The sequence below is a fragment of the Lacticaseibacillus zeae DSM 20178 = KCTC 3804 genome (assembly GCF_000260435.1).
Taxonomy (GTDB): Bacteria; Bacillota; Bacilli; order Lactobacillales; family Lactobacillaceae; genus Lacticaseibacillus; species Lacticaseibacillus zeae.
The window spans coordinates 312,532-331,713 of sequence record NZ_BACQ01000031.1 but is presented as its reverse complement, the minus strand read 5'-3'; the positions used below and the strand labels follow the sequence as shown (position 1 = coordinate 331,713).

Here is a 19,182-nt window from a genome sequence, read left to right as displayed (position 1 = left end):
GAGCCATTTTTGGCAACTTCTGCCACCTTTTCAAAAAGCTCATCGGTACTTTTAAATGTTTGATTCAAGAAAATTAGTTTGTCATTTAAAAAGTCCGACACTTTAACCGTCTTCTCAGTCAAGATATCAACCTTCCATTCTGTCTCAAAGTTTAAAAACGGTACACAGGTCTTGTAAACGTTTTCAACAGATCCATTCTATCACAAATATTTAGCTTTGCAAGACATTTTCGTTTTATGTTTTTGACAAACATAACATTGCAAATATTTATATTTACGAACAAACGCCAAGTTCTCCCCTCGATACGTTCCGATCTGTATCTCGAAATTTTGGCGAACCCTTAGCCTGTTCCCTATTGACAATTTAAAATGCATCGTTTTTTACGAACTAAATTCATATGTATATTGCTGTAATTCGTTTATACTTCATAACACGACGTTGTATCCGAACTAACTTGGCTAGAAGTCCTCTATCTCATCATAGGTTGCCATGTTTGCAATATAAATATCCAGTTTTCTATTTTCCCGAGTTTTGCAAAGGTCATGGCTTAAAGAACCTTTTATTTGTACGAGTCAAAATATCAATTCGAGTTCCATCACTCATCTTCTTGAACTTTTGTGTTTCCCAGACTGTTTCCGGTCTCTATTTGTTATTTTATTTACCTTTTGCCTTGCTTTTTCTTTCTTGTTAGTTTGCTTATCTGCACTAATGGATATTCGGAATCAGCCCAAAAACGAACCTTCAGAAAAACGGGAGACGTGCGTTCTTTGCAAATATTGCCAAAAAAACTTTTTGCAAATTAAATCCATCTCTATTACAATTACGTAATATATCTCGTCTCGTCTGGCTTTACACCTGCGTTGTTTTCTTGAATTTAGGAAGGTTAGGGTATTCCAAATGGACATAACGGAACGTCAGAAGTGGATCGTTGACAAGCTGAACCGCAATGGAAATGTTAGAATTTCCAAAATAAGCGAAGAACTCGGCATATCGAGAGAAACTATTCGGAAAGACATCTACTCATTGAATCAACGGGGCCTGGTTAATGCTGTTCGTGGCGGAGCAGTCTTGCCCACCAGCGTTAAAGAAACTAAATATGACAAGCGCAAAAAAATGAACGTAGCGGAAAAAAAGGAAATCGCGAATATGGCGTTACACTTCATTCAAGACGGGTTTTCTATTTTTTTAGACTACGGAACAACGAACTACGAAGTCGCTGAGGCCATTAAGAAAGCAAATTTTAAAGACCTCACAGTAGTGACTAATTCGACAAATGTCTTAAAATCTCTTGAATATCAGAAAGGCATTCAGATCATTTTTCTTGGCGGAAACCTACGTCAAAGCGAGGGCGCCGTTTCTGGTCCTTTAACAATCAACAATATTTCTAACATTTATTGTGACATTGGATTTTTTGGCGTTGGCGGAATCACCTTAAAGACCGGAATCACTAACCATTACATCGCCCAGGTTGATGTTTCCAAGAAAATGATGGACCACTGTCGCATAAAGATTGTTCTTGCCGACCACACCAAGTTTGAACTTACTGCTCTTTATAAAACCACAGATGTTCAGAACGTCGATATTGTCATTACAGACCATTTGATCAATGAGGAAGTCGCCCAACAAATGCGTTTGGCTGATATATCTTTTATTGACAATGCTGAATAATCCACGTGAAGTGCATACTTATTTCAAACTTCAATGAGATTTAGGACCCACCTTTAATTTAAAAATCACTTGATTCAGAATCGGCGGAATCAAGTGATTTTTTTGTCCCCCGACCGTTGTTACGTGAAGACTCTTCGAAATAACACAACGGGTATAAGCTTTTGCACTCCGGAAAAGTTAGGCAAGGCCCATGCGAACACCGCCAATCCGACCAACCTAACAAGATTGCTGACGATTAAAATCGACCGGTGCGGGTAGCGATCGACAATGCTTCCCATCGGTACAAACAACAGTAGACTGACAAGCGGTCCGACAATCGTCGAGAGGCCAAAGCTAATGGCCAAATGCGTCTGATTCAGCAACATCAGCCCCATGCCGAACGAAAACATCCCGCCGCTCAATGAGCCGATCAGGTTGCTGGTAAAGTCCTTGGTAATTTGGCGATTCGATTCCCGGTCCGTAATCATGACAGGGTGCGTGGCGTGTGCTGCTTGCATGAACGATCATCGTCTCTTTTCTTGGCTCATCTTTTTCTAACAATATTAACCACTTTATAATATTTGCAATTTTTTTGAAATGGTCAATTTATCATGTGCAGTAAGAGGTGCTCGAAACAAGCGTCAAAATACACAAAGAAAAAGACCGCCATCACGGTCTTCATTATAATTTTTTTGAATTAAATTCTAATATCGTGTGATATGCTAGTTGAAAAATCAGCAGTCAATAATCTGGGAGACAAGACATGAAGCATTTTCGAAAAGCACTTTCAAATAGCTGGGTAACGACCGCTATATTAGTTCTCATATTATGGCCGTTAGCATTAATTCTCGCGAGTAAGTTTGAGCACAATGTAGGATTCAAAATCATACTGGTTATAGGCTTGATTCCAGCACCACTGGGTAATTGGATTTCCAAAAAATTTAGAGTTGAAGATATGTCCATTAAAAAAACGCGAAACTGACTATCATGCCTGCTCACAACAGCCGATCCCGCCGCTGCTGAAAATCGTCCAAGATTAACTGACCTACCTGCTGATTAAAGCACATAGCGTCTTCTCGCCGGTGGTTGTACGTAGTGAGCACCACGGCATACAGCTGCTCGCCTTCTGCCGCAAAACATGCCGCGTCGTGTTCGCAGTTTGACAATTCACCGCTTTTACCGGCCGTCCAGCCTACAAAAGCCCGCATCGTTGGAGCCAGCAACAGTTTCGTACGATTTTGCTGGTGCCGTAATGCCTGCGCGCACCAATCCCCGTCAGCTGACTGGTGGGTCGGCGTTAACAAGTCGTGCAACAGCCGCCAAGCTGCTTCCGCCGTAATCCAGTTATCTGTGTCCGCATGTGACTGCATTAACGCTCGGTTCAATCGAGTGCCGGGAAAATGTTCGGCCAGCCATCGTGAAATGGTCGGCAACCCATATAGTTTCAGCAGCGCATTCGTCGCCAAATTATCAGACACCATTAGCATCAGCGTTACCAAATCCCGCACACACCATGACGGCGACGTCATAAAGCGCAATATCCCGGCACCACCGACAGTTGCTGGTAATTCAACCATTCGATTCCATTGAAAAGGATCCGCTTCAGCACGTTTTTTCACGTAAGCAGCAATGCCGAGTTTAATCAAGCTCGCCGCGGGAAATAACGTGTCGGTCTTTGCGCCATAAAGCAGGTGGTGGTTATCAGCCAGCAAGAGCGCATGCGGCTCGGCAAAGTGGCGGTGCAGTTGGTTAAGTTGTTCAACTAAATGGGCATGCTTCATCTAGACCTATCTCCGATCGCGAACCAAGCGCCAGACAAGCATTAGTTAGACACTCAGCTCAAGTTACTTTCGATCATACACCCATTCGCCGTGCCAATGACCGACGCTAGGAAAAGATAACACAACCACCGCTTGTCACGCATCAGGCCATGAAGTGGCGACTCCGAAAAATCGGGTGAGTAATTGCAGGCGAATCCTCACCCACGCGCGGTTAGTCCGACTGGGATAGATCCGATTCGTCAGGCAAACAAATCCGCGCTGGGTATCGCGATCAAAAGCAATCGAGGTGCCGGTAAAGCCGGTATGCCAATACTGGCGGCGATTGGCCGACCAGCAACGCCATCCCAACGTGCGCCCGCCGACACAAAAGCGATCCAGCAAGGAAAAGGCAGCAGGTGGCAACACCGTTTCGCCATTTGGCACAGGCAACCCTGCCAACAGCCGCGTGAACGTCGTCAAGTCACCCAAGGTCGCAAACAACCCGGCGTGCCCGCTAACGCCATCCAGTAAAAAGGCCTTGTGGTCGTGAACCGTCCCCCGCAATACGCTACCGCGCTCAGGCACCTTTTCCGTTGGGACAAAATCGCGTGCCGCGACGCCATGGGGTTGATAACCCGTAGCCGTCATCCCCAACGACGCAAAAATGTGCTTCTGCAGACTGGCCGCTAACGAACCGTCGATTTTGGCCACCGCCCAGCCCAACAAGATATAATTCAAATCCGAATAAATCGTGGTCGTGTCCGGGGGCGCAACTGCCGTCATTGTTTTTACAGCATTAATCAAGCCGTCGCGATCAAGGTCATGTGCGTTTACCACATCTGCCGGCAGCCCGCTGCGGTGTAACATGAGCTGCTCAATCGTTAGTTGCGGATACCGCAAGCCGCTCACCAGCGAACCGATCGGCTGATCCAGCTGGATTGTTCCTGCCGCCAGCAGCTGCAATAACCGCGTCGTCGTCCCCACCACTTTAGTCAGTGAAGCCAAGTCATAGCGGTCCTGTGGCATTAACGGTAAATGATCGTCGCCGGCACCTTGATAACCCAGAAAATATAACGCATTTTCATCCGGCGCAACCAAACTAAACGAAGCACCAAAGACGGCACCCTCGTGAATGGCTTGGGTGATCGGCGCCACTAAGTCAGGATTGTTGGCCATGTTCAGCCTCCCATGCCGTTAAAACCGCACTCACGACGCCATCATGCGCAGCCAACACTTGGGTTGCGGATGCGGTATCCATGCCGGTTTTAGCCATGACGATTGCTACCGGCACCTTATGCGCTGCTGCCTTCAATAAGGAAGCGGCGTGGGACTTGGTAACGCCAGTAGTTTCAACGATAATCCGCTCGGCCCGATCGACCAGTTTGGCATTGGTGGGCAACACATCGATCATCAAGTTACCAAACACTTTTCCGGCGCGAATCATCACACCCGTCGACAACATGTTCAACACCATTTTCTGGGCGGTGCCGGCCTTCATACGGGTTGAGCCGGTAATCACTTCCGGACCAACCACTGGCGCAATCGCAATGTCGGCGTGGGTGGCCAGCTCACTATCGGCCACACAGGTCACGGAGACGGCCAGTGCATGTGTCTGCTGCGCGTACGTCAACGCGCCAATCGCATAAGGCGTGCGGCCAGACGCAGCGATGCCGATCACCGTGTCATTGGCATTCAGATTTAACTGCTTCAGGTCGTGTTCGGCCAATTCAGCCGAGTCCTCGGCTCCTTCCACAGATTTGAACATGGCCGACATACCACCCGCGATCAAGCCCACGGCCCGCTCTGGCGGAATGCCATAAGTCGGCACCAGCTCGGCCGCATCCAAAACACCCAGGCGCCCGGATGTGCCTGCTCCGGCGTAAATCAGCCGCCCGCCGCGATTGTAACGCTGACTGGCTTCATCAATAGCCGCGGCAATATGGGCCTCTTCCTTGGCGATCTCCGGTGCAATTTTGGCATCTTCATGATTGATCAAAGCCACAATCTCAGGCGTCGTCATCGTGTCGATGTGTATGCTGGCCGGATTTCTTTGTTCGGTTGTTAGATCTGCGATTGCCATTTTCCTCACCTCGAATTTTCAATTCCCCGGTTAATTGTGATGTCGCGCGATAATGCTGCTCGGTGCGCTTAATCTCGCCATGAACCACACCTAAAAATAAAATATTGGCGACATAGGTTTCCGTGAACATTGACGTCACAGCACCGATGCGCAAGAGCGGTTCCGTCGGCGGCAAAGCAATCACGCAACTTGCCACATTCCGCAACGGACTTGGCTCATGACGGGTCACGGCGATCACCGGGGTGTGATTGTGCCGTGCCTGTTGTGCTGCTAAAACGACCTCTTTGGTGATGCCACTGTAGGAAAAGGCAACTACCGCATCAGCCGAAGTCGTATAATACATCCGCTCCAACGCCGTATGCGCATCATGATCAAAAATCGCCAGATAGCCCGCCCGGATCAATTTTAAATACAAGTCCTGCGCCACAAGTGCCGATGCGCTGATACCAACCAGATAAATATGCCGGGCGTGCCGCAGCGTGGTAATCGCCGATTGAACCGCATCTTGATCCAACGCTTCCGGCAAATCCCGCACCGCCGCAATCGCCGTCTGACTGAGTTTGCGCATCATCGTCGGCAAATCATCATCGTCCTGTACCAGCGGATCAAGCGGTTGTGGATCGTCTGCCGTCTTGGCTTCGCGCACCAAAGCCAGCTTAAACGATTGTAAGTCATCAAAATCAAACAGGCGCACAAACCGAATCACCGATGCTGCCGAAACGCCGCTAGCTTGGGCAATCTGCGCCGTTGTCTCGGCGACAAACGCCTCTGGATCGGTGAGTACATGGCGAGCCAAGGCGCGGTTAACCGGGCTCAACTGCGCAAGCCGCGCCTCCACTCTTGTTAAAAGCGGCGTCATTCGGCCTTATCAATAAACGTGGCGATCGACGTTTTGCTTTCATTAGGAACCATTTGCGCAGTAATGGTCACCCCTTGTTTGAGCAAACGCCGAATAATCGCAATATCATCAGGCGACAACGCCACGGATGGCTTGATTTTCTTGGTGCCGGGTTTTTCAGACAAGTTGCCGACATTAAACGACTTAATCGGCACGCCGCCGTCAATCAACTTCGCCATGTCCGGAACATTGCGGGTGATCACAAACACTTGATCCGCGGCAAATTTGCCATTTTGCAAATTTTCGATGGCTTTGGCCACTGAGCTGATGGCCAATTTTTTTCCGGCTGGCCGGGCAATTTTCAGCCCCTGAATCGCCATGTCATCGTGTACAACTTCATCGTTGACAACCATCAGCCGATTAGCGCCGACTGTGTTCGTCCACACCATCGCCACTTGGCCGTGAATCATCCGTTCGTCAACCCGTGCTGCCACAATTGTCACTGGAATCACTCCTTCATAAAAATGCTTTTTATACCAAGCTACCAATCCAACCAAAAATCGCACCGAGATTGCCTAACACCATGCCGATCAAAATCAAGACGAAAATCAGCCGCGTGGAATTCATATGCTTCCGTCCCAGAATCCAGTACGAGAACAAGGCAATCGCCAGCGGAATCAACGCCGGCATAATTTTATCGAGCATGGTTTGAACATTCATCGTGACCTTACCGACTTTATAGGTCAAATCAAGTTTGTAATTAATGACGGCAGGAATCATCGCGCCGACAACCGTTAAGCCAAGAATCGAAGCGCCTTCCGTGAAAATCGCCATGCTGTCAGCGAAGGTCGTTGCCAGCCGCGTGCCTTGCGCCAGCCCGATTTGGAACAACTTCCAACGCACCCATAAAATGGCCAAGCAACCAACCACCGGAATCAATAAGCCGATCGGCTGATTCGATAATGCCATGTAGGCCGTGATGGAGTAAATAATCGCATTATAAATCGCAACGAAAATGGTATCGCCGACGCCGGCAAAAGGCCCCATTAACCCGGTTTTCAATCCGGCAATAGCTTTTTCATTTTCATCGTTCATCCCCAGTTGATCCTGCAAGGCAACATCCGCGCCGACAATCAAATGTGACATTTGCGGGGTGGTATTGAAGAAGCCCATCTCCATGTTCAGCGCTTGTTTCATTTTGGCAGGATCATCTTTATACAGGCGTTTCAACGCAGGCATCACCGAATAAGCATAGCCCAAGCCTTGCATCTTTTCGTAGTTCCAACCCAACTGCAATCCCAAGACGTTTTGAATGAAGATGTGCTTGAGATCTTTTTTGGTTATTTTGTTTAATTTCAAGTCAGACATCGATCTCGACCTCCTCGTCGTCGTTACTGCCGCTGTCGTTACTGCCATTGTCAGGCTTGCTTGGGCCATTGCCGTTGCCGCCATTGTGCTTGCGTTCGTTGGCCTCCATTACGTGAATCGCCGCAAAGACGAAGCCGACCAGCGCCGTGCCCAGCAGGGAGAAGGACTTCGTGAAGTAAGCCATGAGGACAAATCCGAGAATGAAATAAGGGTAATATCGCTTGATCGGCAGGTACCGCATCAGGATCGCAATCCCCATCGCAGGTAAAATAATCCCAGCCGTCTTCAAGCCAACCATCAACCACCCCGGAATCCAGGCATTGATGGCTTTAACAACCGCCGAGCCGAAGAACAAACCCACAAAAACCGGCAACATTCGTGAAACCGTCCACGGAATGATCCCGTAAAGGTTATTCCGTTCGACGCCTTTATAATCACCCTTGAGTGCCAATCGATCAGCATGATGCTGAAAAATCGTGTTCGTCATCCGCGCCAGAATATCCATTTGTGTCAGTAACAAGCCAATCGGAATCGCCAACCCGATCCCATAAGCAGCCCCGCGTCCGGACATAATCGCAAACGCGCTGCCCATAATCGAGCCGGAAAGAAAGTCCGGCACCGTTGCGCCGCCATAAGTCGCGACCCCCAACGTTGCCAACTGCAAAGTCGCACCGACAATTAAGCCGGTTTTGAGATCACCCATGACTAGACCAGTTGCCGCACCACCAAACACCGGTGAAAATAATCCGATCTTCAGTGAGAGTGCATCAAGTTGTGCCAAGCCCACATAGATCGTCAGAAAAATAAGTGCAAAAGCAGATATCGACATGATGTTTCCCCTCCCTAATAAGATTTCATCGATCAACTTGATTATGGCGCCTTATGAAACTGTATTTCAAGTATTTGCGTTATAAAAGTTAACATTGAAATACAGTTTCCTTTAGGACAGGTATCTAACATGTGTACCAATATTAAACGTTGAGGCTAATTTGTGGAGGAAACAGCATCGAAAATCTGTACTTCATTTGCCCTAATTCTTTACCTCATTTACGTCAGAGCCAACAAATATCAAGCGTGTGGAAAAACGCCATAAAAAAAGCAGCCTCTGACGTCAAAGGCCACTCTTTTAACAAAAACTGATCTAGCTCTTTTATTTCTGTGCCATGAGAACTGCTAGTGGCTTCCCTTGGCTCGATTGATCTTTACAATTATGCCGCATATAGCAGCAATAGCCACAGGTATCAACGCAATCCACAAGAGCATTGGGCTCGGTGAGTTTTGATACAAGGTTAAGAAAAGCACAAGCATTAAATACAGAGCTCCGGCAGCATATAACCAGACGCGATATGGTCTAAGCAACTTGGCATTTGGTTTCCAAACCAGACGATTTAATAGCAGCCCAGCCATGACAACAACAAAAGTTAACAGCATCGCATTCATTATCTCACCTTCTCGCAAGGCTGACTAAATTATCAGTCATGCCACACATCACACGTATAGAAAAAGTCTTTGTTGACATCTAGATAGATTTTCTCAGTCGAGTGTAATGACTGAACGGTATTAACATCGGAAGCGACCTTCTCTAAATATGCTGCCGTTATCCCACCAGCAATCTCCATTCCCGGTAATAACGCTACAACACCCGCAGCAATACCAGATGTTTCCAATGTATTAATATACGAATATATTGCTTCATTGGATCTAAAGATATGGCGAACGCCCCACCAATAGTCCCTTATTTCATGCTCGTATATACTGCCATCTGCATACTCAAAGTCATCATCTTGTACGGCATATTGCGGCTGGGTATTAATTTGTTTAGTTGCTGTGTTAATGACGTAGCCTTTGTTCCTGACTAAACTATTGGTTTCAGCTAACTTTTGATTCACAGCCGCTGCAGTTACAGGGTCAATATGACTTGAATCTAAAACAAACTGATTGTTTACAATGGAAACATATTTATCAACTTCATTAATCTGATTTTGATCCAGGGACTTCGATTGGTTTTTCGAAGTTTCCGGAGTCGATGTCGCTGCAGCTTGTACCGTTTGACTGGGCTTAGTGAAGAGAGATGTGGGGAAAGAGAACGATAAAGCCGTTAGTGCCAATAGAGTGGTGAACTTCGCTGCTTTTTTCATTGAAAACACACCTTTTCAAATTTTTTGGTTCACAATTCTGTGAACCTTGGTTTGTACTTTATTTGAAAAGAATAATTATGTCAACGTAATATTTTACTTATAACAAATTTCCTAGCTGTAAAAGAACTTTACCTTTGTTTACAAAACTCTTTTTAAGTAAACTATTGTTTTACAATTGGTTATTCCAAGTCAATTTAGATATGTTTATTGTCATTGCGTATTCTCACGTTTAAACGAACTATAAACGCAGGCCTCGACTCAAAATTTTGAGTATTTGCCATGAGAGCTGATAATCTTTCAATTTGAAGATACGTGCTGTTTTTTAAACTTATATCGACTTTTACTTATTCTTTACAACGTCTCCTATTTTTTATATTTTTATAACATTTGTTTAACTTCGAATCCTTGTTATTGTGTACTCTTCAAAGGAGCCTTTTATGCTTATGCAACAAGGATTCTTTTACTGCAACTGGAACTTCAGCACGACCGGGTTGTGATCGGAATACTGAAAGCCGGTCGACACCACATGCACGCTTTCCGCTTTGATGTTGGGGGACAGAATATAGCCGTCAATTAACGTCACAAAACTTTTTCCGGGTTGATACGGCTGATCAAGGGCGCGGACGGAAGGCACTTTAGCTTCAGCCAAGCCCATGGTCGGGATGTGAAACCCGGCAGGTAATTTCGCCTTAGGGAACAGATGTGTCCAAGTTTCTTCGAGATTCTTGGTGTGGAAAATTTCGGCAGTATTTTTCAATAGCCGGTGGTTATAATCGCCAGCGACCATGACGTAATTGCCTTGCTTGTAGGCATGATCAATATACTTAAACAATTTGGCAAATTGCGCCTGCTGCACCTTCACATTCGGGGTAAAGGCGGACATATGGATGTTGACCATGATGAACTGTTTGCCGTTCGCGACCGTCGTTTTCGTAGCCGTAAAGGCGCGATCCAAGTCAATAATCTTGTTGAAGTCGGTATCAACTGGCAGACTGTAACGGCGGGAATTGTCGACTTTAGCCTTGCTCAGGGTTAAAATCCCCGATTTCGCCTTCCCAATCGGCCGGGTAAATGGATAGAACAAATAGGCGGAATCGTAATTTTGACCGTAAACATTGGCATATTGCTTTTGCGCCTGCGTCACCATGTTCACTTCATTCACGTGGCGGGAACGATCGCCATCCGGATCAATTTCCTGATAAAAGGCAATGTCCGGATTTTGCGCCTGCGTGGTCTTAATGACACCATTGATACTTTTACGCACCGCTTGTTGGCTATAAGCCCGCGAATATTTGCCGCCGTCCATGAAAAAACTATAACTCGGCGGATAAGAGCCATACCCGATGTTATAGGTCATAGCCGTATACGTCTGGCCTGGCTTGAACTGGGCATCTTGCTGATTTTTGACTTTCAACGCCTGATTATCCGGTAATCGATAATAAGTCGTGAAAAGATAAATCAGGTAACCACCTGCGACCAGCAGGACGGCGCCAACAATAATGGCAATCCATTTCAATAAGCGTTTCACCAATATTCCCCCATTAAGTTTGGTTTCAATCATTATAACAGTTGTCTTTTCACCTGAGACCGGTACGATTAAGTATGTGTACACGCCTGCCATTTTCGCAAGCAGGATGCACAACTTTACATAGCTTAGTACTGAAAGGAACCTATTATGTCAGCCGAAATCGAGCGCATTTTAGCCGCTTTTGATCAATTCGATACCATTATTATCCATCGTCATATCAACCCCGATCCAGACGCCATCGGTTCGCAAACCGGGCTGGCGCTGCTGTTGCGGGCAGCTTATCCGCAAAAGACAGTCTACACTGCCGGACCGGCCGCGCCAGACTTGGCTTGGATCGGGCCGCAGCAAGATGTGCCAGCAGCTGCTTATAAGGACGCACTGGTAGTGGTGATCGATACCGCCAATCGCTCGCGCATCGCCGGGACGCATTTTGACCAAGGCGCTATGCTCATTAAAATCGATCACCATCTGAATGAAGATCAACTCGGCGCCATCAGTTGGGTCGACACCAACGCGTCAAGTGCTTCGGAAATGGTTTGGGAGCTGGTCCAGCACAGCAAGCGCCTGATACTCAATCAACCGGCCGCGGCGGCGCTTTACGCGGGGATGATCGGTGACACCGGCCGCTTCCTCTACGACTTAACCACAGCCCGCACGCATCTGGCAGCTGCCGACCTGCTTGCGACCGGCATTGACGCACCGGCGATCGGCCGCCGCGAAGACCAGTTCCCGGAAAACGTCGGTCGGCTCATCGGCTGGGCGTTGGAACATGTTAAAATTACGGCAAACGGTGCCGGATCACTGCTCATCACGCAAAAAGTGTTGCAGCAATTTGGCTTAGCTTACGGCGAAGAGCAGCGCGCAGTCGGCAATATCGGCAAACTCGCCAGCATCGACCGCTGGGTAGTGTTCACGGAACGGCAGGATGGCAAATATCGCGTCGAGCTGCGGGGCAAAACCAAGGAAATCAACACCTTAGCCGTGCGCCATGGCGGTGGGGGCCATCCCTTAGCAAGCGGTGCTGTGGCAGATGACCTTGCTGAAGTGCAGGCAATTACGCAAGAGTTAGCGCAACAATAATTTTCATGGGAGACGAGAAAACTGTAAAAGTACTCGTTAACAAAAAGAATAAGGTGTTTCTCGTCGAGTTGATGAAGCAACCAGTTGTTGAAGCAAATGTTTTAAAAATGTTCCAGCTCGTGTTTGAGGCTAACCCACTTAATAAGAAAAAGAAGGCTTTAAAATCCGAAATTAGATCGGATTTTAAAGCCTTCTTTATTTATTGCCTTCAATTGGCTCAGCCATATTACCAAACTTTTCCGCAAAAGGCGTTATACATGACTCCGCAAGTTCATGATTAACAATAGCTTGCCACCAATCCGGCGGTATCACATCGCGTCCGCTGGCAACCATTAATGAAGCCGCGATGGTCGCAATTGTATCCGTATCCTGGCCTAAGGCAGCAGCGCTCATGATCCCACTTTTCAAATCACGAGCATTGGCCGCCACCCAGACTGCTGCCTCCAGTGTATCAACGACATAACCGCTTGATTTAATCGCTGACACAGGCAGCTTTTTAAAGTTGGTCGCGAACAACCGGTGATAGACCGGTATTTCTGCTTGTTCCGCTGCCGGCAACGCTTCAAACGACAGGTTCACTGCCGCTAGCGCTTGCGATAATGTTTTGCCATGCAGTAACTGCCACAACGTTTCCAGATAAATGATACTGCCAAGCACGGCTCGTGGATGGCGATGCGTCAGTTGGGTGTATGCGCAATACTTTTTAGCCCGCCGATTGAACGCCGGCTCATCATATAACGCAATCGCCAAGGGAGCCAATCGCATCAAGGCACCATTGCCGTTTGCAAATTCAGAGGGATCGCCACACGTTGTCGGTTCAGCCTGCTCAATGACATAAGTGCGAATCGCTTTGGCACAGGTATTGCCAATATCAAACAGCTGCCCGGTTGGCGTATAAGCGCCGCGCTCCATGTACGCCACAAACTTATCCATAAGATCCGCGTAACTGCCGTCTTGAGTCAGATTGTCAATGAGTGCAAGCGTAAAAGCCGTATCATCCGACCACGTACCAGCCGCTTGCTCCCAGAATCCGCCACCGATCATCTCAGCTTCTACGGTATAAGACTCACGCTCCTTAAATTCATATGGCACGCCAAAAGCATCGCCAACAACAGCTGCCTGAAGCACTCGCATGATGCGATCCGGTAACATTCGCACACCTCCTCATTAGTGACTTAAGTTTATCATTTCATAAGATTAATTTGGTGATTAATCGCCACTAGTAACTTTAATGCCGACGATCCCGATCACTAACAATGCGATGAAAAGCCAAGTTGCTGGCTGCAGCTGATCCTTAAACAAAACCACACCAACAATGATCGAGCCAACCGCACCGATCCCGGTCCAGACCGGATATGCCAGACTTAACGGCAGATGCTTGACCGCCAGCGCAAGAAAGCCAAAGCTTAAAATCATCCCTGCCAATGTAGCTAAAGTGAAACCTAATCGGGAAAAACCGTGCGACAACTTCATAAATGTTGCCCATACGACTTCAAAACCGCCTGCTAAAACTAAATAAAACCACTGCATGTTTGTTTCCTCCTGTGATTAAACGCCAGTCGTTAACTACCACAGTTGCCATAACGCGTTCGCCAGCCCAGAAACCTGCGTGTAAGGACCTCGGGCGCAATGGCCAAAGCTCGGCCATCACGCCCGAGACCACTTACACTCCGGTTTCTAACCGGGCTGGCTCACGCTCACAAAAAAGGTGACAGTATCCGCAACCGCTGCATTGACCTAATGCGGTTGCGATACTGTCACCCGGTAGTGACTGGTTATTTAAATTGCTGTTGTTAGGTATCTTTTCACATATTTACGGTGATGTCAAATTAGACGTGCTATCATTCATAGTTTCACGTTCTAAAACATCATCCCTAACTTTTCCATTGTAAATTAGTTATGGTTAAATTATATTTGAATGAACGAAAGCAAAACCTTTTTCTATTAAGCATTTGGAGGAAGACCATGGCTCGGCATCTTCGAATAAATTTAAAATACTGGCTAACAGTTTTGTTGGTTATCATCATCTGTAGTCCAATCGCCTATGTTGTAAGTAGCTGGTTTGGTCAGCTAACTCCTTATTTTCGATTTGGCAGTATCATTTTTATTGCATGGTTAGCTGCGAAAATCGGAGGCAAAGCTTCCCCCCTAAACCAATGAGTACCAGAACAAGTGCAAAACGGGCGCATTTCCATGTAGTGGGGATGCGCCGTTCGTTTACTTAGCGCTTCTTCCGACGTTTCTTATTTTTTCGCTTGCTCCGTTTATAGTCAGACAATGAAATCGTTCTGCCTGTCGTTTTACCTGACTTATACAATATTTCCGCACCCCGCGCAAACATTGCCAGTAACTCATCCCCGTGCTCTCTCTCGATCTTTTTATTGAAAATTAAATACATAAGCAGATGCATCCAACTAGCAATGAGCGCCTGTGATTTGACCAAAGGCTGCGTCTCGATAGTGTCGGTGATGTAACTCAAGAAGTGCTCAGGTTCCCATGTTTGGATCGTTTCCAAGTGTTGAGCATAGAGCGCATCACCCATCGTCAGCACCGCATCAATAACCGCTGATTGAGGATAAGCACCACGCAAGTCTTGACTCTCTTCGTCTGCCCACACCAATCGTATGTACTTCAGCAATTGATTATGAACTTCCTCTGCCGTTACCAATTGCCACTGTTGATCACCGATTTTGTCCACATGTGCCTGGTTGAGATAAGATTCATCAGGCTGATAAATTTCGTCTTGCGACTGATCGGCTATATCGTCTTCTATGAACGCAGCATCTGCATCCTGTTCATCGTCTGATACATTAGGTTCGTCAATTCCAAGGGCAGCATCAGCACGATCAGTAAGACCAGTCTTGATAGGATTCACCACTTGCCAAATGTCAAATTCCCGTAAGTGAAGTGCATTAATTGCCGACAGCCAATCCAAAAAAGTTTCGATAACCCGCAAAGTATTTAGTAGCGTCATTATCTCGTCAAAGTCATCTGTTTTCTCGTTAGCAAAACGCTCAGGGATCGACGAATGTCTCCGATGGTCCACTCAGCCGGTTTTAAGCCAGAAATTTCAGCCATATCACTAAGGTATACCTGGATGACACTTGGTGCATTATCATCGAACCCCAGTGCTGAATCTGAATCCCGATACAACTTGCTGTTTTCGAATCTCGGCCAGTACTGTTTAAACTTGGCCATAACTTGAGGTGAAATCGGCTGATCAGACATGTCATTTTTCCCTTTCAATGACACTACATAAACTCTGGCATTCCCGGCGCTTGCGCATCATATAGTTCCAACACCAGATCAACATTTCCCGATCATTAATTCTGTCCATCCAAGTACAAATCCTGCTCGAATCGCGACATTCATCGACTGAACATGTGAAAACTGTGTGCCATAGACGGGCAAAATATCCGGCCGCCGCCTCTGAATAGTAGCGGTCAGCTGTTTAACCAATTGGACGGCAATGCCGCGATGTCGATATTGCGGATCAAGAATTTCGACGCTGATCTCCCAGCAGGCATCCCCGTTCTGGCTTACTCCGGCTATAGCTTTTAATTCGCTATCAACATGATAAGCAACACCCAATCGATCCGGGCAAAGGCGATCATAGCCGAACGCCATTGTGATTGCCTTATTTGCTCGATAAGTGGGAATTTCATCAGCTTCAATCAGAAGCATCTCCGGGATGAGATTTGGCACAAACCGCTGACTTGGCACGAAAAACGGAGCCATGTTGCTCACCTTTAGCCCAAAACCGCCTAAAATTGTTGTCAATTTAGTTAAATTAGCCATCGACAAAAACCACGCGCCATCCTCTTCACCAAACGCCTGCTTCAAAGCTGTTAAGGCTTCTGGATCTGTCACGCGCACAAACAAGCGATTATCCCGAATCACAATGTCGCCTTCATCGCGTGCCCAAAACCGTGCCGCGGGCTGGGGCGGTTTTGCCATAAAAAGGTTCCGTGAACTTTCCAGTTCTGCCGCCGACAATTGAAAATCAAGTCCTAACTGGGTGGTGATTAATGACATGTTATGACCTCACTAATGATTCTGTTCTTCCCGAATCATCACCAATTCACGAATAGTGCCAAACCTCGTCACATCTTCCAGCACCGTGTTGGTCTTCATAAAACCAAACTTCAGGTAAAACTTTTGAGCCGCAAGATTGTTGTTCAGCACCCGCACATAATTGTTTTCATATGTTTGGCTAAGTCGTTTTAACGCCTGGTCCATCAGCTGACTGCCGACGTGCTGCCGCTGGAATTGCGGTAAAACATACAACGAATATAATTCACCCCAGCCTGCATAATCTGCCGTTCGCGCACGACCAAAGCTGCAAACACCGACAATTTCCTCGGATCCAGCAATTGCCAAAAACGTGTTTTGCCACCGTTTTTCAGGATGCCACGATGTTGGCGTGAGCTGTTTTAAAAAACCCGCTGGAATCAGATGGCGATAAGCCGACTGCCAAGTGTCGTAATAAACCCGGCTGACGGCAGTAAAATCGGTCTTGGGCGTTGCTTTAACAATGCTCACCATGCCTAGTCACCTTCTTTTTCCAGTTAATTATGTCGTAAGATCCAATCTGCCGCAGCGGCTAAATCTGCACATTCAACCCATGTACCGCTAACATCAGCTCGGGCCGCAGCTCCGCGACCGGTTGCAACATGGATACCCAAAATGCCGGCGCGATTGGCACATTGCATATCAGCCCGATAACTGTCACCGATAATTACGGCTTCCTGATTAGAAAAATGATACTTTAAGTGTGCCTGAGTCACGAGTCCGGTTTTCGGTTTGCGGCAATCACAGTTAGCATTTTCAGCGTGCGGGCAGATAAAAGCGTCTGAACAGCCCAGTTCAAGGAGCGAGCGCCGCAATTCAGCCTCGTCCAGCTCACCGGTTGCGATCCGTGTTTGATTGGTCAAGGCAAAAAACCGAAGTCCCGCTGCACGCAACGCATGAATGCCTTCCACACTGCCGGCATACGGCAAAAATTCGGCTATAGGCGTGAAGTGTCCATCCCCGCCAATCGTTCCATCACGATCAACGAAAACAATTTTTATCGGCATTAAGTAGCGCCCCTTCACAAATAGAAACACCGAATAAGAAGCGAAAGATTGGCCTGTTAACCCTGCAAATACAACCCCTGGAACGTATCCACATCCGCATCTGTCAATTGCAACCCCTGCCGCAAATACTGATCAAAGCTGCCAAATTTTGTATCAATCACCTGAAAATAATGCTCCAGATACGCAGCATCCACCTTCAGCGCCACCGCAATGGTTTGCAGTTGCGAGGCCGGAACGCCTTGCTTTTTCAAATCGGCCAGAATCATCTGATTCACGGTCTTGCGCTCTTGATTGGTCAACAAATAATCCGCCATGATCGTTTCATCGGGAACCGCCAACAACTTCAGGATGATCGCGGCGCCGACGCCGGTGCGATCTTTTCCTGCAAAACAGTGAAAAACAGTGGGCTCCGGTGCCGCCAGCAAGTCGCGGATAAACGCGTGGTAGCCCGCCTGCGCTGAGTCGCTCATCGCCAGCTGTTCATAAGTCGCCAGCATATTTTCGCGCACATCACCTTGTTCGGTTATCATGTGACCCAAGCTGGCATCGTTGGTGGTGGCGTCTTTCAAAATATCCAACACCGTGTACGCAGCACCTGGCAGGGTTGTGTCGGGGAACTGTGCGCGTTCGTCTGCGCTCCGCATGTCAATGATGCGCTGGATGCCTACCGTCGCGGTTAGATAACGTTTCTGAGCATCATCCAATTCAAAAAGCTGTCCGGAACGATACAATAACCCTTTTTTGACCATCTGCTTGTTCTTGTTGCGATAACCGCCAAGTTCGCGGAAATTTGTGATTTTTTCCAAGTCAACATCCCCTTGTGCCAAAAACGTCGCTGCCTTGACTCAGACTTTCTTGCTGCATTGCGATCGCCTTTTTCAAAATAAGATGACCGGCATCACGCCTGATCCTGTTGCTGTTCAGTCGATGACCCAACCGCTGGCAAATTCAAATTGCGCCAATTTACTTGCTCATAATCTTCCATAAATTGTGCTATATACTGACCGGCATGTAAGTCCAAAAGCCGCCGACCGCCTTCAGAAAGATAAACTAGCAGCGATTGCTGATTAGAAAAGCTGCCAATCAAATCCGACGCATAAAGCTTGGCAAGCGCATGATTCAGATCCTCCGGCAAGGCATTCATCATCACCTGCTGCCGCCTGCCCAAATGGATAAGCTGGTAAAAAATCATAGCCTGCGATTCTTCGGAAAAGGTCGCATAACTATCATCAATTTGAAACGTTGTCCCATGATGGTGCCCGTATTTAATCAGTGACAGCACAAAGAAATCCTGATAATCAAACGTTAGCCAATTCGCCGTTTTTAAAAATTCAGTCAGTTCTTCTGTCAGCTGTTCCTGTGAACGCAAGAAAAATGTCGGCACTTTTTGAAACCCGCTGAAAGCCCGGTGGTTACTGATTCGGATGGCCAGATATTGGCTCATAGGACGACCAAGAATCACATAGATTGACTGACTTTTCCGCGCACAATAGAAGCTGATGATACAGTCTTCGGCGTCTAAAGCGCCAGCAATGGCCGCTTTGACTTGCAATTCGCGTTTTTCATTCATCCGATTCACCTCGATCCGCCTTCAATATCAGGGTTTGCTACTAATTTAACACAATGAAGCGCGTGTTATACCGCATTTTACTTGCTACCACCAAA

20 protein-coding genes and 1 pseudogene are annotated in these 19,182 nt (G+C 47.2%); 2 read left to right on the top strand and 19 right to left on the bottom strand.

What is annotated here, in order from left to right; all coding sequences use genetic code 11:
* Nucleotides 1–897 precede the first annotated feature (897 nt).
* On the top strand, nt 898–1,668 hold the full coding sequence (locus GSO_RS07275) for a DeoR/GlpR family DNA-binding transcription regulator (protein WP_010490613.1): 771 nt from the start codon (nt 898–900) through the stop codon (nt 1,666–1,668).
* A 137-nt stretch (nt 1,669–1,805) separates the two neighbouring features.
* Here the strand turns inward: GSO_RS07275 and GSO_RS07270 are convergent.
* From GSO_RS07270 to GSO_RS07215, 11 genes and pseudogenes are all read right to left on the bottom strand, one after another.
* Nucleotides 1,806–2,165 (bottom strand): annotated as a pseudogene (locus GSO_RS07270) (MFS transporter); the annotation flags it as partial.
* Nucleotides 2,166–2,642: 477 nt separating this feature from the next.
* A complete protein-coding gene (locus GSO_RS07260; protein WP_010490607.1) occupies nt 2,643–3,428 on the bottom strand; it encodes a serine hydrolase in 786 nt (261 codons plus the stop codon).
* Nucleotides 3,429–3,563: 135 nt separating this feature from the next.
* The gene (locus GSO_RS07255) at nt 3,564–4,583 is read right to left on the bottom strand and encodes a serine hydrolase domain-containing protein (protein ID WP_010490606.1); all 1,020 of its coding nucleotides are present in this window, start codon (nt 4,581–4,583) and stop codon (nt 3,564–3,566) included.
* The gene (murQ, locus tag GSO_RS07250) at nt 4,567–5,487 is read right to left on the bottom strand and encodes an N-acetylmuramic acid 6-phosphate etherase (RefSeq protein ID WP_075761279.1); all 921 of its coding nucleotides are present in this window, start codon (nt 5,485–5,487) and stop codon (nt 4,567–4,569) included. Before murQ ends, GSO_RS07255 begins: the two co-directional genes overlap by 17 nt.
* Complete coding sequence (locus tag GSO_RS07245) at nt 5,414–6,346, bottom strand: MurR/RpiR family transcriptional regulator (RefSeq protein WP_029345550.1); 933 nt, start codon at nt 6,344–6,346, stop codon at nt 5,414–5,416. Before GSO_RS07245 ends, murQ begins: the two co-directional genes overlap by 74 nt.
* Nucleotides 6,343–6,828: a PTS sugar transporter subunit IIB gene (locus tag GSO_RS07240; protein WP_010490599.1), complete on the bottom strand. Its 486-nt coding sequence runs from the start codon at nt 6,826–6,828 to the stop codon at nt 6,343–6,345. The genes GSO_RS07245 and GSO_RS07240 overlap by 4 nt, the downstream gene beginning before the upstream one ends.
* 28 nt (nt 6,829–6,856) lie before the next feature.
* Nucleotides 6,857–7,693, bottom strand: coding sequence for a PTS system mannose/fructose/sorbose family transporter subunit IID (locus GSO_RS07235; protein ID WP_010490597.1), 837 nt, complete (start codon nt 7,691–7,693; stop codon nt 6,857–6,859).
* On the bottom strand, nt 7,686–8,522 hold the full coding sequence (locus GSO_RS07230) for a PTS mannose/fructose/sorbose/N-acetylgalactosamine transporter subunit IIC (protein WP_010490594.1): 837 nt from the start codon (nt 8,520–8,522) through the stop codon (nt 7,686–7,688). Before GSO_RS07230 ends, GSO_RS07235 begins: the two co-directional genes overlap by 8 nt.
* Before the next feature lie 344 nt (nt 8,523–8,866).
* Nucleotides 8,867–9,133, bottom strand: coding sequence for a hypothetical protein (locus tag GSO_RS07225; RefSeq protein WP_010490593.1), 267 nt, complete (start codon nt 9,131–9,133; stop codon nt 8,867–8,869).
* A gap of 32 nt (nt 9,134–9,165) precedes the next feature.
* The gene (locus GSO_RS07220; RefSeq protein ID WP_010490591.1) at nt 9,166–9,831 is read right to left on the bottom strand and encodes a hypothetical protein; all 666 of its coding nucleotides are present in this window, start codon (nt 9,829–9,831) and stop codon (nt 9,166–9,168) included.
* A gap of 460 nt (nt 9,832–10,291) precedes the next feature.
* Nucleotides 10,292–11,359 carry an endonuclease/exonuclease/phosphatase family protein gene (locus GSO_RS07215; protein ID WP_010490589.1) on the bottom strand — a complete coding sequence of 356 codons (1,068 nt, stop codon included), beginning with the start codon at nt 11,357–11,359 and terminating at the stop codon, nt 10,292–10,294.
* A gap of 147 nt (nt 11,360–11,506) precedes the next feature.
* Here GSO_RS07215 and GSO_RS07210 point away from each other — a divergent pair, with 147 nt between their 5' ends.
* Nucleotides 11,507–12,439, top strand: a complete 933-nt coding sequence (locus GSO_RS07210) for a DHH family phosphoesterase (RefSeq protein WP_010490587.1) — start codon at nt 11,507–11,509, stop codon at nt 12,437–12,439.
* 195 nt (nt 12,440–12,634) lie between these two features.
* On the opposite strand, the gene GSO_RS07205 is transcribed toward GSO_RS07210, so the two are convergent.
* From GSO_RS07205 to GSO_RS07160, 8 genes are all read right to left on the bottom strand, one after another.
* Complete coding sequence (locus GSO_RS07205; protein WP_010490585.1) at nt 12,635–13,591, bottom strand: ADP-ribosylglycohydrolase family protein; 957 nt, start codon at nt 13,589–13,591, stop codon at nt 12,635–12,637.
* Nucleotides 13,592–13,648: 57 nt separating this feature from the next.
* Nucleotides 13,649–13,969, bottom strand: coding sequence for a DMT family transporter (locus GSO_RS07200; RefSeq protein ID WP_010490584.1), 321 nt, complete (start codon nt 13,967–13,969; stop codon nt 13,649–13,651).
* Nucleotides 13,970–14,660: 691 nt separating this feature from the next.
* Nucleotides 14,661–15,413, bottom strand: coding sequence for a hypothetical protein (locus GSO_RS07190; RefSeq protein ID WP_010490580.1), 753 nt, complete (start codon nt 15,411–15,413; stop codon nt 14,661–14,663).
* Nucleotides 15,414–15,745: 332 nt separating this feature from the next.
* The gene (locus tag GSO_RS07180) at nt 15,746–16,474 is read right to left on the bottom strand and encodes a GNAT family N-acetyltransferase (protein WP_010490575.1); all 729 of its coding nucleotides are present in this window, start codon (nt 16,472–16,474) and stop codon (nt 15,746–15,748) included.
* A gap of 12 nt (nt 16,475–16,486) precedes the next feature.
* On the bottom strand, nt 16,487–16,984 hold the full coding sequence (locus tag GSO_RS07175; RefSeq protein WP_010490573.1) for a GNAT family N-acetyltransferase: 498 nt from the start codon (nt 16,982–16,984) through the stop codon (nt 16,487–16,489).
* Between the two features lie 23 nt (nt 16,985–17,007).
* Entirely contained in the window at nt 17,008–17,517 is a 510-nt protein-coding gene (locus GSO_RS07170) for an HAD-IIIA family hydrolase (protein WP_010490571.1), read from the bottom strand.
* A gap of 56 nt (nt 17,518–17,573) precedes the next feature.
* A complete protein-coding gene (locus GSO_RS07165; protein ID WP_029345549.1) occupies nt 17,574–18,323 on the bottom strand; it encodes a tyrosine-protein phosphatase in 750 nt (249 codons plus the stop codon).
* 92 nt (nt 18,324–18,415) lie between these two features.
* Nucleotides 18,416–19,087 carry a hypothetical protein gene (locus tag GSO_RS07160; protein WP_010490567.1) on the bottom strand — a complete coding sequence of 224 codons (672 nt, stop codon included), beginning with the start codon at nt 19,085–19,087 and terminating at the stop codon, nt 18,416–18,418.
* Between the last annotated feature and the right edge of the window lie 95 nt (nt 19,088–19,182).